15 protein-coding genes are annotated in these 17,240 nt (G+C 32.2%); 3 read left to right on the forward strand and 12 right to left on the reverse strand.

All coding sequences use genetic code 11. The features are described from left to right. Positions 1–7 precede the first annotated feature (7 nt). The 10 genes from bshA to H1R17_RS13905 all read right to left on the reverse strand — a co-directional run bounded on the left by bshA (position 8) and on the right by H1R17_RS13905 (position 11,280). Positions 8–1,141, reverse strand: coding sequence for an N-acetyl-alpha-D-glucosaminyl L-malate synthase BshA (gene bshA / locus H1R17_RS13860; protein ID WP_163430683.1), 1,134 nt, complete (start codon positions 1,139–1,141; stop codon positions 8–10). A 16-nt stretch (positions 1,142–1,157) separates the two neighbouring features. Further along, complete coding sequence (locus H1R17_RS13865) at positions 1,158–4,043, reverse strand: glycoside hydrolase family 3 N-terminal domain-containing protein (RefSeq protein ID WP_163430682.1); 2,886 nt, start codon at positions 4,041–4,043, stop codon at positions 1,158–1,160. Positions 4,044–4,159: 116 nt separating this feature from the next. Beyond that, on the reverse strand, positions 4,160–4,894 hold the full coding sequence (locus H1R17_RS13870; RefSeq protein ID WP_163430680.1) for a M949_RS01915 family surface polysaccharide biosynthesis protein: 735 nt from the start codon (positions 4,892–4,894) through the stop codon (positions 4,160–4,162). A 4-nt stretch (positions 4,895–4,898) separates the two neighbouring features. Further along, entirely contained in the window at positions 4,899–5,363 is a 465-nt protein-coding gene (locus tag H1R17_RS13875; protein WP_163430678.1) for a DUF2947 family protein, read from the reverse strand. 106 nt (positions 5,364–5,469) lie between these two features. Beyond that, positions 5,470–5,952: an ABC transporter ATPase gene (locus H1R17_RS13880; protein ID WP_163430676.1), complete on the reverse strand. Its 483-nt coding sequence runs from the start codon at positions 5,950–5,952 to the stop codon at positions 5,470–5,472. Between the two features lie 2 nt (positions 5,953–5,954). Next, positions 5,955–6,746 carry a (Fe-S)-binding protein gene (locus tag H1R17_RS13885; protein ID WP_163430674.1) on the reverse strand — a complete coding sequence of 264 codons (792 nt, stop codon included), beginning with the start codon at positions 6,744–6,746 and terminating at the stop codon, positions 5,955–5,957. 24 nt (positions 6,747–6,770) lie between these two features. Continuing rightward, on the reverse strand, positions 6,771–8,111 hold the full coding sequence (locus tag H1R17_RS13890) for a (Fe-S)-binding protein (protein WP_163430672.1): 1,341 nt from the start codon (positions 8,109–8,111) through the stop codon (positions 6,771–6,773). 57 nt (positions 8,112–8,168) lie between these two features. Continuing rightward, on the reverse strand, positions 8,169–9,125 hold the full coding sequence (locus tag H1R17_RS13895; RefSeq protein WP_163430670.1) for an MlaD family protein: 957 nt from the start codon (positions 9,123–9,125) through the stop codon (positions 8,169–8,171). Between the two features lie 19 nt (positions 9,126–9,144). Next, positions 9,145–10,308, reverse strand: coding sequence for an N-acetylmuramoyl-L-alanine amidase (locus H1R17_RS13900; RefSeq protein WP_163430668.1), 1,164 nt, complete (start codon positions 10,306–10,308; stop codon positions 9,145–9,147). A gap of 207 nt (positions 10,309–10,515) precedes the next feature. Next, complete coding sequence (locus tag H1R17_RS13905; protein ID WP_163430666.1) at positions 10,516–11,280, reverse strand: N-acetylmuramoyl-L-alanine amidase; 765 nt, start codon at positions 11,278–11,280, stop codon at positions 10,516–10,518. A gap of 114 nt (positions 11,281–11,394) precedes the next feature. Here H1R17_RS13905 and H1R17_RS13910 point away from each other — a divergent pair, with 114 nt between their 5' ends. Further along, a complete protein-coding gene (locus H1R17_RS13910) occupies positions 11,395–14,088 on the forward strand; it encodes a putative LPS assembly protein LptD (RefSeq protein ID WP_181729234.1) in 2,694 nt (897 codons plus the stop codon). A 66-nt stretch (positions 14,089–14,154) separates the two neighbouring features. Beyond that, positions 14,155–14,535 (forward strand): Rid family detoxifying hydrolase, encoded by a 381-nt coding sequence (locus H1R17_RS13915; protein ID WP_163430664.1) that lies wholly within the window; start codon positions 14,155–14,157, stop codon positions 14,533–14,535. Positions 14,536–14,559: 24 nt separating this feature from the next. Here H1R17_RS13915 and kdsB read toward each other — a convergent pair whose 3' ends face one another. Then, positions 14,560–15,297: a 3-deoxy-manno-octulosonate cytidylyltransferase gene (kdsB, locus tag H1R17_RS13920; RefSeq protein ID WP_163430662.1), complete on the reverse strand. Its 738-nt coding sequence runs from the start codon at positions 15,295–15,297 to the stop codon at positions 14,560–14,562. Further along, a complete protein-coding gene (locus H1R17_RS13925; RefSeq protein ID WP_163430661.1) occupies positions 15,290–16,714 on the reverse strand; it encodes an ATP-dependent RecD-like DNA helicase in 1,425 nt (474 codons plus the stop codon). Before H1R17_RS13925 ends, kdsB begins: the two co-directional genes overlap by 8 nt. A gap of 160 nt (positions 16,715–16,874) precedes the next feature. Between H1R17_RS13925 and H1R17_RS13930 the strand changes: the two genes are divergently transcribed. Next, on the forward strand, positions 16,875–17,183 hold the full coding sequence (locus tag H1R17_RS13930) for a phosphoribosylpyrophosphate synthetase (protein ID WP_163430660.1): 309 nt from the start codon (positions 16,875–16,877) through the stop codon (positions 17,181–17,183). The last annotated feature ends 57 nt before the right edge of the window (positions 17,184–17,240 follow it).

Below are 17,240 nucleotides of genomic sequence, written 5' to 3' on the forward strand. Positions count from 1 at the left end.
AACACTCCTAAACAGGAGTGTTTTTTAATGCTTTATGATAAATAGCTTCATATAAAGGAACTATTTTTTCTACACTGAACTCTTTTGAATGTTGATACGCTTGCTCTTTAAATTTATTTAAGGTAACATCATCTTTTAAAATAGTTAAGGCATTTTTAGTCATGCCTTCAATATCTCCAATATTATTTAAAAATCCTGAAACGCCTTCCACATTTACTTCTGGTAAACCGCCTGTATTTGATGAAACAACAGGTACTTTATTTGCCATGGCTTCTAATGCAGCTAAACCAAAACTTTCGGTTTCTGATGGTAATAAAAACAAATCGGAATACTTTAAAATACTATCTACTTCGGTTGAATTTCCAAAGAAAATAACCTTGTATTCTATTCCTAATTCTTTTACTAATTTTTCTGCTCCTAAACGTTCCGGACCATCGCCTACCATCATTAGTTTAGCAGGAATTTCTTTCTGAATACCATTGAAAACTTTTACAATATCCAAAATTCGTTTTACTTTTCTAAAATTACTAATGTGCGTTACAATACGTTCTCCATTTTCAGCAAACAAATTTCTTCTACAATGAGCTGGAATATCTAAAACATTTTTATCTTCGATAAAATTCGGTATAACAGCAATTTCTTTAATAGTATCAAACAATTCGTAGGTCGATTTTTTTAAATCAGCAGAAACAGAAGTCACATAATCAGACTGATTAATACTAAAACTTACTGCCGTTTTATAAAATGGATGATTACCCACCAATGTAACATCGGTACCATGCAAAGTGGTAACCATAGGTAACGAAATGCCTTGCTCTGCCAACATTTGCTTTGCCATATAACCTGCAAAAGCATGCGGAATGGCATAATGAACGTGCAGTAATTCAATTCCAAACTCTTTTACCGTATCAACAATCTTACTTGACAAAGCTAACTCATACGGTTGGTAATGAAACAAGGGATACTCAGGTACCACCACTTCATGATAATGAATGTTTTTATTTAAAAGTGCCAAGCGCACAGGTTGATTGTAGGTAATAAAATGCACTTCGTGATTACGATTGGCTAATTCAATACCTAACTCAGTTGCAACTACTCCACTTCCGCCAAAAGTTGGGTAGCAAACTATTGCTATTTTCATTTTATAAAATCAAAAATTAATTAGTAAGCGCGTCGTAAATTACTTGTTGAATGTCTTCGCGCGTATTTGCTTTTGACAATTTATTATCATCGGCATTAGGGTATGTTCTATTTGATAAAAACACGTATACTAAATCTTTTTCAGGATCGGCCCAAGCCATAGTACCTGTAAAACCTGTATGTCCAAAACTTTTCATGGATACACAACCACAAGTTGGTCCACTTTTACCTAACTGAGGTTTATCAAAACCAGCTCCTCTCCTATTTCCTTCTTTACAATAATAACATGTATTAAAATCATTAATGGTTTTAGCAGACAATAAACGTTCACCATTAAAAGATCCTTCATTTAAGAACAATTGCATCATTTTAGCTACATCTAAGGCATTACCAAATAAGCCAGCGTGCCCCGCAACACCACCTAACATAGCTGCGCCCATATCGTGTACGTAACCTTGAACGGTTGTATATCTAAAATAATTATCTTTTTCTGTTGGAGCTATTTGCGAAACATCAAATTTAGTTTGAGGTAAATAGGTTAAATTGTTTGCTCCTATTTTCTCATAAAAATAAGTGTTAACCAACTCATTCAAAGGTTTTTTATAAGAACGTTCAACAATTTCAGCCAATAAAATGAAATTCAAGTCGCTGTATTTGTATTCTTTCTTACCTAATTTAGAATCAGCAATTGTTTCTAACATTGTTTTCTTATAATCGGATTTTAAATACAAATTTTCTGAAACTTGAATATTAAACTCTTTTGAAGAAGTTGCTTGATACAATTCTTTTTTGGGCTTGCCATTAGCATCTAAGGTTTCTTTGTAAAAAGGAATCCAAGCAACCAAACCTGAATTATGAGTCAACATTTCTTTTACAGTGATATTTGCTTTGTCTGTTTTTTTAAATTCAGGTAACAAATCGCCTAATTTTTGATCAAAACGCAATTTACCATCATCGTACATTTTCATGACCATTGGCAATGTACCTAACATTTTTGATAACGAAGCTAAATCGTAAATGGTTTGATTGGTTACTTTTTCAGGATCATCATAAGACATGGTACCGAAGGATTTATTATAAATAATTTTTCCGTTTTTGGTAACCAAAACTTGAGCACCTGGCGTGTATTGATTTTTGATTGCTTTATTAACCAAAACATCAATTTCATTTAATTTTTCTTCGTTTACACCCGCTTCTGCAGCTCTACCATAGTACAAATTTTTGTTTGCTTTGGTTTCAATTCCGGTGCCTACTTTAAAATGATTTCCTATAGATACAGGCAATTTTCCTTTTGCACCTTGCATACCAAAAATTACATCGGTAACTTTTCTGTGCGCAATTACGTTGTTTTGATATCCTAAAACAACAGCCTCAAATCTTGAAAAATCTTTAACTGCGTTTAACGCATATGGTTTTACAAAAGATGTAAAAATGGTTTTATTGGTATTGGCAATTTTATCTAACAAAGTAGCTTCACTAGCTGTCATATCGTGTTTTTTCCATACACCATCTGCTTTATGATATCCTACAATTACTAAATCAAAACCTTTTAAATCGTCTAAATGATCTTCAATTTGATAATGATTGAAAACAGTAATTGGTTGATTTGCCTGTAACGCTTCAATAAAAGTATCGTTTACATCATCGCCTAATTTTACATACGCAATATTTTGAGATGTAGTTGAATTGAATGGTAAAATATTTTTATTGTTTTTTACAACAGTCACCATATTTTCATACAGCTTATAACTTAAATCGTTATAAGCAACTTTATTTAAATCTTCGTATAAATTTTTCTTATTAATAGGCTTGTACTTATTTAAACCAGCTTTGTACTTATATAATAAAATTTTCTTTACAGAATGTGCCAAACGTTCATCAGTAAACTCTTTATTTTCATACGCTTTATTGAATTTTTCTATTGCTAACGGAACGTTTTCCGCAAACAGCAATACATCATTCCCTGCTAAAAAGGCAGCCAAATCAACTTCACCAGGCGATTTAAAATTAGCAACACCTTTCATATTTAAAGCATCAGTAAAAATCAATCCTTTAAAATTAAGCTCGTCTTTTAAAACTTTTGTAATGGTATTGTATGATAACGATGTAGGTACCCCTTTTGTAGATTCTAAAGCAGGAACATCTAAATGTGCAACCATTACCGAAGCTAATCCATCCTTAATTAATTTTTTATAAGGATACAATTCTATGTTATCTAAACGTTTTTTATCAAAATCTAAATGCGGCAAAGAATAATGAGAATCAGTTGCTGTATCGCCATGCCCAGGAAAATGTTTAGCTGTTGCAAAAACCTGATTTTCTTGCAAACCACGCATTAAAGCAACCGCTTTATCGGCAACATTTTCTTTGGTTTCTCCAAATGAACGATTGCCAATAATTGGATTTAACGGATTGATGTTAATATCAACCACAGGCGCAAACATAAACTGTATATTCATTCTTTTGGCTTGTTCTGCCATTTGCCCACCCATTTGTTCAATTAACTTATTGTCTTGAATTGCACCTAAATTCATGTTCCAAGGGTAACTATAGGTAGAATCTAAACGCATGCCCAAACTCCACTCGGCATCAATTCCTACAAACAACGGTACTTTAGAAACAGCTTGTAATTTGTTGGTCATAGTTGCCTGACGACCTGGACCGCCTTGAAAGAAAATAACGCCGCCAATATTTTTTGATTTTACTAATTCTAACAACTCATTAACATGTTTTTCATCACGATTAGAGTAAGCTGCAACCATAAACAACTGTCCTACTTTTTCATTGAACGACATTTGATTATAAACGCTATCGACCCATTTTTCAGGTGATGTAAATTTTGATTTTGGTTGTGCAAAAACGGTAAAAGGTATATATAAAAGTGATAACCAGATTTTCTTCATAGTGTTGTAAAATAAAACATCCTCAAAAATAAACTTTTGAAGATGAAATTAATAATATAAATTCGAAATTTTCCGTTAAAAAAAGTGACCTAATCAAGTTTTGAAACAATTCAATTTTAGTTGAACCTGCTTTGTTCACATTTATGAACATCCCAACGCTTCATCATGAAGTTTAAGAATAATTTATTTAACTTTAAATTATCGCTTGCTGTATGTTCTCCTCCGTTTGCATTTTTAGTATCACACATTAACATTGTTGAACCTCTTAATGCATATTTTTCGCCATTAGTATATAGTATTATTTTCATTGTTCCGGGATCCATTCCGCCTCTACAAATTAAAACATAAGGTATGGTTATTTCAGAAATTCCATCATTGTTTAAATCTGTAATTGTTGTAGCCTTGGGTATAAATCCAGTAAACCAATCAACACCAAAACATTCATTAAAATCGTACATTTTCCAAGAAAGACTAAATTTAGTTTCACCTTGTTTTTGCTCAAACAAATACACATATAATTCAGATTTGTCTTGAATAGTGTATTCATTAGTTGCTTTTTCGTAATCTTTCCAATTAAACTGTCCTGTTACAGTTTGTATTAACATTTTATCACCCAATGTATCTTTCCATTTTAAAGCCTCAACAACAGTGCCTCTAAAATCTAAATATTTTGGAATATCATCATAGCTTAAAGTATCTATTTTAATTTTTGGTTCGGAGTTGTTTTTATCCCAAATACCTAACCACTCGTTTGCTTTAAGCGCCCTAAAACGTTGTTGCACTTCTTTTGATTGTCCAAAAGAACAAACGGAAAAACACAACAAGGCAAGAAAAGTAATTATTGTTTTCATGATTTTATTTTTTTATCCAAAGATTTGCCACTTCGGTATGATGATAAATTAAAACCCAATTTAGATTTACAGAAATTATTGTTACATCATCAGAAGCAGAATATAAAAACGCTGTCCAATATTTAATAAAAATATCTTTTGAAGTTTTCAAACTTGTTTTTCGATGCCATGAGATAATTAAATCTTCATTATACTGGCTTAAATTATTTTCAAGAACCTTTCTAAAACTCCGAATTTTTTCTTCAGTTTCACTACTTGCTCGAAACCAATTTGTCTCTATATATTTTTCGTTTATATTTAAACCATTCTCATAAAATTGAATGATTTTATATATTTTTTTCGATTCATTTTCATTTAATGGAAATAATTGAGACAAGTCTTGTTCACTCATATTAATCTCATTGAATCTCCATCCAAGTTCAAATCTAGATAGAGAAATTATCTCTTTCTCATCAATTTCAATTTTCATTTCTTGAGCTTAAAACTTTGTCCTACTAATATACCTATTTTGTAAAAATAAAACATCCTCAAAATAAACTTTGAGGATGTTTTAAAAATATACTGTGTAGAAGCTTTTAAAAAAAGCGACTATGCCAACTTTCACCAGCAGGTACTTCCCAAAAATCTTCAAATTCTTCAATAGTATTTACTAAATTGTTAAAAACAATGGTATTTGCATTAACTGCTTTTTCTTTTGCCATTTTCTTAAAATCAATCAACGATTTATGTGCAATGAATTCACCTGTTTTGTAAGTAACATTCATTTTATCAAGCAAATCAACTTTGAATTTTTGTTCTAAATCTTGAATGATTTTAACCGAAGCATCAATAGAACAACCCGAAGCAGCATGATACTCTTGATCTACCGCCAAAATAATAAAACGATTGTATTTTATTTGATACGAAGCTTTTAAAGGAGTACTATGTGCCGCCCAATTTTCAACAAAATTTGAAACCAATTCGTTTGCTGTTGCTACTTCATCATCAGACAATTTTCTGTCTGACTGATATATCCAAATACGCGATGCTTTAGGCATCTCTTCAAAAGGTACAAACATAATTATAAGTCTTGTGCATTTGAAATTAATTCAGCTACATCCAACACTTGAACTTCACCTTCTTTGTGATTAAATTTAACACCATCAGTCAACATGGTGTTACAAAACGGACAACCTGCCGCAATAATATCTGGTTTTACTTCTAAAGCGTCATCGGTACGTTCCATGTTTACATCTTTGTTACCTTTTTCAGGTTCTTTAAACATTTGCGCACCACCAGCACCACAGCACAAACCGTTTGCTTTTGCACGTTTCATTTCTACCAACTCGGCATCTAATTTTTGGATTAAATCACGAGGTGCTTCATAAATTTTATTTGCACGACCTAAATAACAAGGGTCGTGGAAGGTAATGCGTTTTCCTTTAAACTGACCGCCTTCAATTGTTAAGCGACCTTCCTCAAGTAACGATTTTAAAAATTCTGTATGATGTACTACTTCATAAGCACCACCTAAACCAGGGTATTCGTTTTTCAACGTATTAAAACAATGCGGGCAAGCTGTTACAATTTTCTTTACTTCGTAACCATCAAATACTTGAATATTCATCATGGCTTGCATTTGAAACAAAAATTCGTTTCCAGCACGCTTTGCAGGATCTCCTGTACAACTTTCTTCTGCACCCAAAACAGCAAATTTTACATTTGCTTTGTTTAATATTCTTACAAAAGCTTTGGTTATTTTTTTAGCTCTATCATCAAAACTCCCAGAACATCCAACCCAAAATAAAACTTCAGGTTGTTCTCCGCGAGCCATCATTTCGGCCATTGTTGGTACTACTATATTTTCTGACATGATTTTTTAATTTTTAGTGTGTTGTTAATTTTCGTCTTTCCAGTTTAAACGGTCTAATTGACTGTATTGCCATGGAGCGCCGTTGTTTTCGATATTTGTCATCATGGTATTTAATTCCATTGGCGCAGCACTTTGCTCCATAACTAAATATCTTCTCATATCCATAATAATTGACAATGGACTGATTTCTATTGGACATTCTTCAACACACGCATTACAAGAAGTACATGCCCATAATTCTTCTGGTGTAATATAATCGTTTAATAATGATTTTCCATCTTCTACGAAAGTTCCTTTATTTAGGTCGATATTTTTACCAACTTCTTCTAAACGATCACGCGTTTTCATCATAATATTACGAGGCGATAATTGTTTGCCTGTAATATTTGCAGGACAAGAAGAAGTACAGCGCCCGCATTCTGTACAAGAATAAGCATTTAATAATTGTACGCGGTTTAAATCCATAACATCCGAAGCTCCAAATTTTGCTGGTGCAGCATTCTCATCTGGTGCAGGTGCAGCAAACGGATCAGCATTAGGATCCATCATTAATTTTACTTCGTTTGTTACTGCTTGTAAATTATCAAACTGACCCAATGGATTTAAATTAGCAAAATATGTATTTGGGAAAGCCAATAAAATGTGCAAGTGCTTAGAATAGTACAAATAATTTAGGAAAGAAAGTACCATCATAAAGTGACCCCACCAACCAATACGTTCTAAAACATGCAAAGTACCCTCGCTCATAGATCCAAAAACAGCAGGACCAATAAACTGTGAAATAGTAAAATTAAATGAGCCTTGACCTTCAAAATGCGATTTACCCATGTTGTATAAAACTTCATCGGTACCATTCATTGTAAAAATGCAGATAACCAAAATAAGTTCCATCATTAAAATTAAGTTGGCATCTTTCTTTGGCCAACCTATCATTTCTTTCATGTTTAAACGAGGTAATTTTAATAAATTTCTTCGTGATAAAAAGAAAATGGTTGCTATTAAAGCTCCAACAGAAACTATTTCTATTAAGCTAATAATAAAAGTATATAAGCCTCCTAGTGGTTCTTTAAAAATACGGTGTGTACCAAAAATTCCATCAATAAAAATCTCGATTAGCTCAATTTGAGTAATCATAAAAGCTGCATAAATAGCAAAGTGTAACAATGCTGGAATAGGACGAGCAAACATCTTTTTTTGGCCAAAGGCTACTAAAAGCATGTTTTTCCATCGTTCAGAAGATCGGTCTGTTCTGTCTACAGCTTGCCCTAACATAATGTTGCGATAGATTTTTTTAGCATTTATTGCAAAAAAACCAAATCCTACCACAGTTAAAGCTATAAATATAATACTGCTTAAAATTTGCATTTAGGTAATGAATTAATTATTGTTTTGTTTGTATTTTGTTTTGTATGGTTTTGTATGTTATGGCTTGACCGTTTCTTGATAAGGCTGTGCTTTTTTACCAAAAACCGAAATATTTATGTATCTGCGTGGATTTAATTTAACATCTTCTAGCAATTGATTTAATTCTTTGGTAGCACTTTCTAGGTTGTTATACATTTGCTCCTCTTTAAGCAACTTACCAATATTTCCTTTTCCGCTGTTTACATCTTTCATCATTTGATCTAAATTAGAAGCAGCACTATCAAATTTATTTAAAATTTCTTGTAATTTTTGTAATTGAATTTTATCTAAATCGTTAGAAAAAGAAGACAAATTTTTAGAAGTATTATTAAAATCGCTTACAATATTGTTGATTTTAGATTCATTTGTAGTTACAATTCTATCAAACTTACCTGTAATAGCATTGGCATTTTTCATAGTAGCGTTTAACTCAGCCAAAGCATTTTGTAAGTTTTTTTGCGCCACAGGATCTAATGTTTTATTAATAGTTCCTACTAAAACGTTTACATTGTATAATACCGAATCTAATTTCTTGGCAATAGGATCTACTTTGTCACCTAAACCATCAATCATACCCATTACAACACCTCCGTTTAAATAATCTCCACTTTTTGCTAAAGTTGGGTCTTTGTAATTTATTTCTAAAGCAATCTGTTTTCCACCTATAAAACCAGGCGAATAAATAACGGCTCTAGACGATTTAGGAACATCTACATCATTAGTCATCATTAACTCAACTAACAACTTACCTTGTCCTTTTAAAGAAATATGATGCACCTTACCTACAACCATTCCGTTAATAGTAACTGATGATGCTGTAGATAAACCTTCTACATTATCATATTCAACATAAAACGTGCGCGAGCTGCTAAATAAATTTTTACCATTTAAAAATGTATATCCCCAAATTAACATTCCTATAGATAAAAGCACCAACACGGCTGTTTTTACTTCTCTTGACATTATTGATTTCAAAGTCTATTTCTTTAAATTACTATTTTATTGCTTCTTGTATGCTTATTTTTTTACCATTTTTATAGGCTACCAAAAATGCCGATGTATACCCTTTATTTTTAGCAACTTCTAACGCTTTACGCGCGTGATCGTAATCGGTTGTAGCGTTATAGAAATATTTAAAGGTATTTCCTTCTTTAATAACCGATATATTATTTAACCCATTAAAATTACTTGGTGTTAAAGCAATATCTTTTCCACTAGCTGCAATTTGTACTTTAAAAGTAATACCTTCTTTGGTTACTTTTTCTGGTTTTGAAGCATCAACAGAAGATGTTTTTGCAGGTTCTACAGGTTTTGCTTTTACTGTATCAACTTGTTTAGGTGTATCGCGTTCAACAGGTTTTGTGGTAGTACGATTAGCAGGAATATTATCGCTTGCAGAATGGTACTGTTTTTTATAATCAATAATAGCGTTTGCAATAGAGCGTGCTAACTCATTTTTACCTTCTTCACTATTTAAATACTCTCCTTCATCACTGTTTGATAAAAAGCCTAATTCAACTAAAATACTTGGCATAAAAGCAGTATAAAGTACTACAAAAGGCGCTTGTTTTACACCGCGATTTTTTCTATCGGCATCATTTGTAAAACGCGTTTGAACTTTAGAAGCCAACTCAATACTTTGGGTTACAAATTGTTCTTGAATTAAGGTTAAACCAATTAAAGATTCCGGCTTAGAAGGATCGTATCCAGAGTAAGAACTTTCGTAGTTATCCTCTAATGTAATAACGGCATTCTCTTTTTTAGCAATTTCTAAGTTAGATTCGTTTTTACTAAGACCCATTACAAAAGTTTCGGTTCCTGATGCGCTTGGAGCGTTTTTTACAGCATTGGCATGTATCGAAACAAAAATATCGGCTTTTTCACGATTGGCAATAGCTGTACGTTCTCTTAACTCAATAAACTCATCGGTTTTTCTTGTATATACAACGCTAATACCTTTATCTTTTTTTAATAAATCGCCTACTTTTTCGGCAACATCTAAAACAATTTTCTTCTCAACATATACGCCACGTACGGCACCAAAATCTTTACCACCATGACCAGGATCTAGTACTACTTTAAAATTTTGAGCGTAAACACTTGACCCTACGCATATTAAAAAAACACTAAAAGTTGCTTTAACTTTATTTATAAACATAGCTAATTTTATATTTTGGTTTCTTATTTAAAAGCTTAAATTAAAAAATACGTTTGTAGTTGTTAAAAAACAAACCTATTAGGCTACAAAAATAGCATATTAAAATTGCATACAAAAGTAATATACACCGTTTTTAATGTAGTTACTAAAAAATACATTCTCAAAAAAAGCAAAATTAATTTAACAAATAAGTAAAAAAGACGCTATTTAGCGAACAAAATTTTCTTTTTTATAATCAATAATTGCTTTTGCAATAGCTTGTGCCATTTGCTCTTTACCCTCTTCAGAATGTAAAAAAGTACCTTCTTCTTTATTAGAAATAAAACCCAATTCAATTAAAATACTAGGCATAAGAGCACTGTGTAAAACCCAGAAAGGACCTTGCTTTACCCCTCTATTTTCTCTTTGAACATCGTTGGTAAAACGTGTTTGAATTTTAGAAGCCAAATCTATACTTTGAGTAACAAACTGTTCTTGAATTAATGTTAAACCAATTAAAGACTCTGGTCGATTAGGATCATATCCCGCATACGTTACATGGTAATTATCTTCTAGCGTAATTGCGGCATTTTCTTTTTTTGCTACTTCTAAGTTTGACGCCATTTTACTTACCCCCATTACATAGGTTTCGGCACCGTAAGCTGATAAGTTTTTTGCGGCATTAATATGAATGGATACAAAAACATCTGCTTTTTCTCTATTGGCAATTTTAGTACGTTCTGCAACTTCAATAAATACATCAGTTTTACGGGTGTAAACTACTTTAAAATCTTTGTCTCTTTTTAAGATATCACCTACTTTTAAAGCTACATCTAAAACTATTTGCTTTTCTACAAATTTTCCATACAAAGCACCCGTATCTTTTCCACCATGACCCGGATCTAAAACAACTTTAAAATTTTGGGCATAAATACTTGGTATTACACCTATTAAAAGAGAGGCAAAAGCTACTTTAAATTTATTTGCAAACATGGTATATTTTATATTTTTCGATTCTTATTTATAAAGTCTAAAATTAAAAAAAAATATTAGTAAGTTTGAAGTCTAAAAATCGAACCCACTTTTTTACAAAATAGCATCTTAAAATTGCATACAAAAGTAATATATATCGTTTTTAATTTGATTTTGATTCCTGCGGGTTTATCAAAGGTTTCGGCGCAAGAATTCCCTCATGTAGACAAGCGTTTAAACATTGATACTAAAAGGGATACTTTAAGAACAGCTGCACCACAAACTAAAGTTTTAGATACTATTAAAAAGGATAGTATTAAGCCTAAAAAGGGTCAGAAATTGGAAGCTCCTATGTTTAGAAAAGCAAAGGACTATGAAAAGTTAGATCAAAAAAACAAACGAGTTACCTTATATAATGAGGCCGAGTTTAAGTATCAAGACTATGAACTTACGGCGGGTATCATTATATATGATTATGACAAAGAAGAAGTTTATGCAGGTAGAATTAAAGATTCGTTGGGAAATTTAATACAGCGCCCTGTATTTAAACAAGGTACACAAATTATTGAGCCAGATTCTATTCGATTTAATACAAAAACAAAAAAAGCGATTGTTTGGAATACCCGAACTACGTATAACGATTTTAGAATAAAAGCAGAAAAAACAAAAAAAGTAAACGATTCTGTTTACTTTATGAAAGATGTTATTTTTACAACTGCTGAAGATATTGAACACCCAGAATATTATTTTAGAACAAGAAAAGTAAAATTTGTACCTGGTAAAAAAGTAGTTACTGGTGTTACCAATTTGGTAATTGAAGATGTACCAACCCCTATTGGTTTGCCGTTTGCTTTTTTTCCAATGAGTCAGAAAGCAGTGTCGGGCTTTATTTTCCCTAGTTTTGGTGATACAAATTTACGTGGCTATTATTTACAAAACGGTGGTTATTATTTAGCACTAAGTGATAAAATAGATTTAACTTTATTAGGAGATTATTACACCAACGGAAGTTTTGCCTTAAATGCACAATCGCAATACCGCCAACGCTACAAGTACAATGGTAACTTTAATATTCGTTTTGAAAATTTAATTGAAGGCGAGCGTGGTTTTAATGATTACAGTAAAACAAAAATTTACAACATACAGTGGAGTCATTCTCAAGATGCCAAAGCAAATCCAAATTCGCGTTTTTCAGCATCGGTTAACTTAGGTAGTAGTAATTATTTTCGTAACTCATTAAATACGCAAAACATTGGTGCTAATATGAATAACACCATGCAATCGTCTATAAGTTATTCTAAAACGTTACAAACAGTTCCACAAGTTAACTATACCATTTCGGCAAATCATCAGCAAAACACCAATACAAAGCAAATCAACATGTCATTACCTAATATTCAGGCAAGTGTTGATCGTGTTTATCCTTTTGCACCTAAAAACGGATCTAAAAAAGGCATCCTGCAAAACATTAACTTACAATATAATTTAAGTGGAAGAAATCAGTTTCAAACAACCGATTCTTTGTTCTTTAAAAAGGAAATGTTCAATGAAATGAATGCTGGTATACAACATAGTATTCCTTTATCAACCAATTTTAAACTGTTTCGCTACTTTTCTGTTTCGTTAACAGGAAACTATAACGAAACTTGGGTTTTAAATACGTTCAGAAGAAATTATAGTTTCTTAACAAACCAAAAAGAAATTACCCGCGATAATGGCTTTGATAGTTACCGTACGTATAATTTCTCAGCCAACATAGGAACTACCATTTATGGTACATTTAATTTTGACAAAAACGCTAAAATACAAGCTATTCGTCATGTAATGCGTCCTTCGGTTTCGTACACATATACACCAAGTTTTAAGCAGTATTATGATACGTACGCTATAGATGCTTTAGGAACTACGATGGAAGAATACTCGCGTTTTGAAGGTACTTTGTTCGGAGCTCCAGGTCAAAGTATGTCTAACATCATGAGTTTTTCGTTAGGTAATAATTTTGAAGCGAAAGTTCGCGATGATAAATCAACCACTGGCGAACCTAAAAAAGTAATGTTGTTAAACTCGTTAAATTTTGGGACTTCATACAATTTCACAGCAGATTCATTGCATTTGGCGTTAGCACCTATTAGTATGAGTGCCAATACCAATTTATTAAAAGATAAGTTACGCTTAAATTTAGGTACTAGTTTAGATCCTTTGGCAATTGATAACGCAGGAAATCGTATTGATAAATTCAACATTGCAAACGGTGGTAGTTTATTACGTTTAACCAGCGCCAATGTTACATTAAACTATTCATTAGCTAGTACCGACCCATTATTTGGTGGTACCGATGTAAAAAGCAGCGATAATAAAAATGTTCAAAACGGTGGTAGAGCCGATGATTTATTTGGACAATCAGTTGATTTAGCTGACAGACAAAAATCGATGTTTAACGATGATGAGGAAAAAGAAAAGCCTAAGAAAACGGTGTTTTACAATACCGATATTCCTTGGGATTTAACTTTTGCTTGGAGTTTAACTTACAACAATGCTCGTAGAAATTCAGAAATATCTAATAACTCTTTAATGGTTTCAGGAAACGTAACACTTGCTCCGGGCTGGATTACAGGTTTTTCTACAGGATACGATTTTAAAAACAAAGGGGTTACTTATACACAATTACGTTTTGAGCGCGATTTAAAATCATGGCGTATGGATTTTTCTTGGATACCAAACGGTTATTACAAACAATGGACGTTCTTTATTGGAATTAAATCAACAATCTTACAAGATATTAAGTACGAAAAACGAAACTCTGGTGAACGTCGTTATAGAAACAGATAATGAAGTTGAAAGACAAATGTCTTAAAGTAGAAAGGGAAATAAGGATATCTCATAAAAATTAATATAATGAAAAAAATAATCAATTCATCTAAAGCACCTGCTCCTATTGGTCCGTACAACCATTCTGTAATGGTAGGCGATATGCTTTTTATATCAGGACAAATACCTTTTAACCAAGCTACCGAAACTTTGGTAACAACAGGTATTCAAGACGAAACCAAACAAGTAATGCAAAATTTAGCTTACATAATTGAAGAAGCTGGTTTAACTTTTGAGCATGTTGTAAAAGCAACTATTTTTATTAGAAATATGGATCATTTTGGTTTGATTAACGAAATTTACGGCAGTTATTTTACATCAGAAACGGCACCTGCAAGAGAATGTGTACAGGTTGAAAAATTACCACGTAACGTAAATATTGAAATTTCAATGATTTTACATAAATAAAAAATCGAGCATTAGCTCGATTTTTTATTTCCAAAGCAATCGTGCTTTGTCTAAATCTTCTTTAGTATCAATACCTACGCCTATATGCTGTGTTTTTACCATTTGCAACGTTCTACCGTGCTCTAAATAACGTAATTGCTCTAATTTTTCGGTAGCTTCTAAGCCTTTCATTTGCCAGGTAGTAAAATCTAACAAGGCTTGTTTTCTATATGCATAAACGCCTATATGCTGGTAGTAAGGCACGTAACTTTTACCATCTCTTGGAAAAGGAATAGCCGCACGCGAAAAATACAAGGCTTTATTATTTTCATCAATCACCACCTTTACATTATTAGGGTTTTGAATAACCTCTAAATCTGTAATTTCAAACATTAACGAAGCTAAATCAATTGCATTTTGACTGTCTTTTTCAAAAACTTCAATTAAACTTTGTAAATTTTCTTTGCTTACAAAAGGTTCATCGCCTTGCACATTCACTATTACATCGCACTCTACATTTTGAATAACCTCTGCAATACGGTCGCTTCCGCTTTCATGCGTATCACTACTCATAACAACGTTTACTTGATGCTGTTGTAACAAATTATAAATAATTTCGTGATCGGTAGCTACCAAAACTTCATCAAACAATTGTGTGGCAACCGTTGCTAAATAAGTTTGCACTACAACGGGTTTACCTCCTAAATCTTGTATTAATTTAGCTGGAAATCGAGTGGATGCATATCGTGCTGGTATTACAGCTATTATTTTTAATTTACTCATTGAAAAAATCGTCGTTAAATCCTATTAAATATACTTTTTCTTTGGCACGCGTTATCGCGGTATACAACCAACGCATATAATCTTTAGAAACACCATCGGGTAAATAAGGTTGTTCTATAAAAACGGTATCCCATTGCCCACCTTGCGATTTATGACACGTTACTGCATAAGAAAACTTTATTTGCAAGGCATTAAAATATTCGTTGTTTTTTACTTTTTGCATCCGTCTATAGGCTGTAATTTCGTCTTGATAATCTAACAAAACTTCCTGATACAGCTTATTCGATTCTGCATAGCTTAAACTTGCCGATTCAGAATGTAACGTATCCAACAAAACAATGGTATCAAAAGGCTCTAAATCGGGATAATCAATCATACGAACTTTCACCGAAGCAAATCGAAAACCATACAGCTCGTGATGTCTGTAAATTTGTAAAATCTCCAACACATCGCCATTCGCAATAAAATCGGTTACCTTAGAATCTTTTAACCAAAAATAATTATTTTTTACCACCATAATATAATCACCTGCACTAATTTCACTGTCGATATCTAAAATACGAGTTCTAATTTGTTGGTTGTATTGATTGGCTCTTTTATTTGAGCGTACAATAAAAATGGTTTCCTCGGATCCTTTTTTGTAAAAAGCATCACTAATAGCATCTAAGGTTTCGTAACCGTCTTGTAACCTAATAATATCTTTAAAAGGTTTTACATCAAACTCAAAAAAATCGTAAAACTCTTGTTGTAATTGTTCACGTAATTCGGTGGCATTATACAAAATACCTGAATCTTCTTCTTGGCGCATTACTTCAGTAAGTTCTATAAAATCGACTTTCATATCGTAATTCATTGCCAATTTTTGTTCGTTTAAAGCTGGGCTTTCATCCATTCCAACAGGCGGTAACTGTGCAGTATCGCCTACAATAATCAATTTACAGTTTTGCCCCGAATATACATAATACATTAAATCATCTAACAATGATCCGTGTGTGTACATGGTTGCATCGGTTAACGAATCGGAAATCATCGAAGATTCATCTACAATAAAAACGGTGTTTTTATGCTTATTGGCTTGCATGGTAAAAGCCATTCCCGAATTTTTATCTTTTTTAGGATAGTAAATTTTTTTGTGAATGGTATACGCAGGTTGTTTGGCGTAATTAGAAATTACTTTTGCCGCCCTACCCGTTGGCGCTAGCATTACATACTTTTTATGCACCAATGGCAATTGATGCACCAAATTAGATAACAAAGTGGTTTTACCCGTACCCGCATAGCCTTTTAAAACAAATAGTTCGTCTTGATTTTCACTTAAAACAAATTGTGCAATTTTTTTTAAAAAGGCATCTTGCTTTAAGGTTAAATCAAACGGAAAACTGTTTGCTAATTGCTGATAAAACTGGGTAATGGTCATTATAAACTTTGGGTTTCAACAAAGATACACAATGCCTTTTTAAAAAGTGTGGTTTGTAATTACATAAGATTTTCATAAATAACGATTTATTTAAGATGATCATTTTTTAAAATCAATAAAAAAGCAGAACTTAGTGCAACAATCAAAATAAGAGAAAATTATGAACGAATACGATAATTTAGTTGAAGCTTTAAACGATTTAAAAGCCCGTGGATACGACGAAGATTTTAATTTAAAGCAGAATTGTATTGAATGTAGAAATCGCAATTATAGAATTTTTCATAACGAGTTTGAAATAGACGAATACCATAGATTTGATGACGATACTGACCCATCGGCAGAATCTATTTTATATGCAATTTCATCGGATAAATACAATTTAAAAGGTGTTTTAGTAAACGCTTACGGTATTTATAGCGAAGACATTACTGATGAAATGTTGAATAAATTAAAAATGAGACATTCCTAGTTAAAAATCCTTACCCATTGTGTAAGGATTTTTTTATAAACATCTTCTATCCTTTTA

The organism is Flavobacterium sp. xlx-214, assembly GCF_013874595.1.
Lineage (GTDB): Bacteria > Bacteroidota > Bacteroidia > Flavobacteriales > Flavobacteriaceae > Flavobacterium.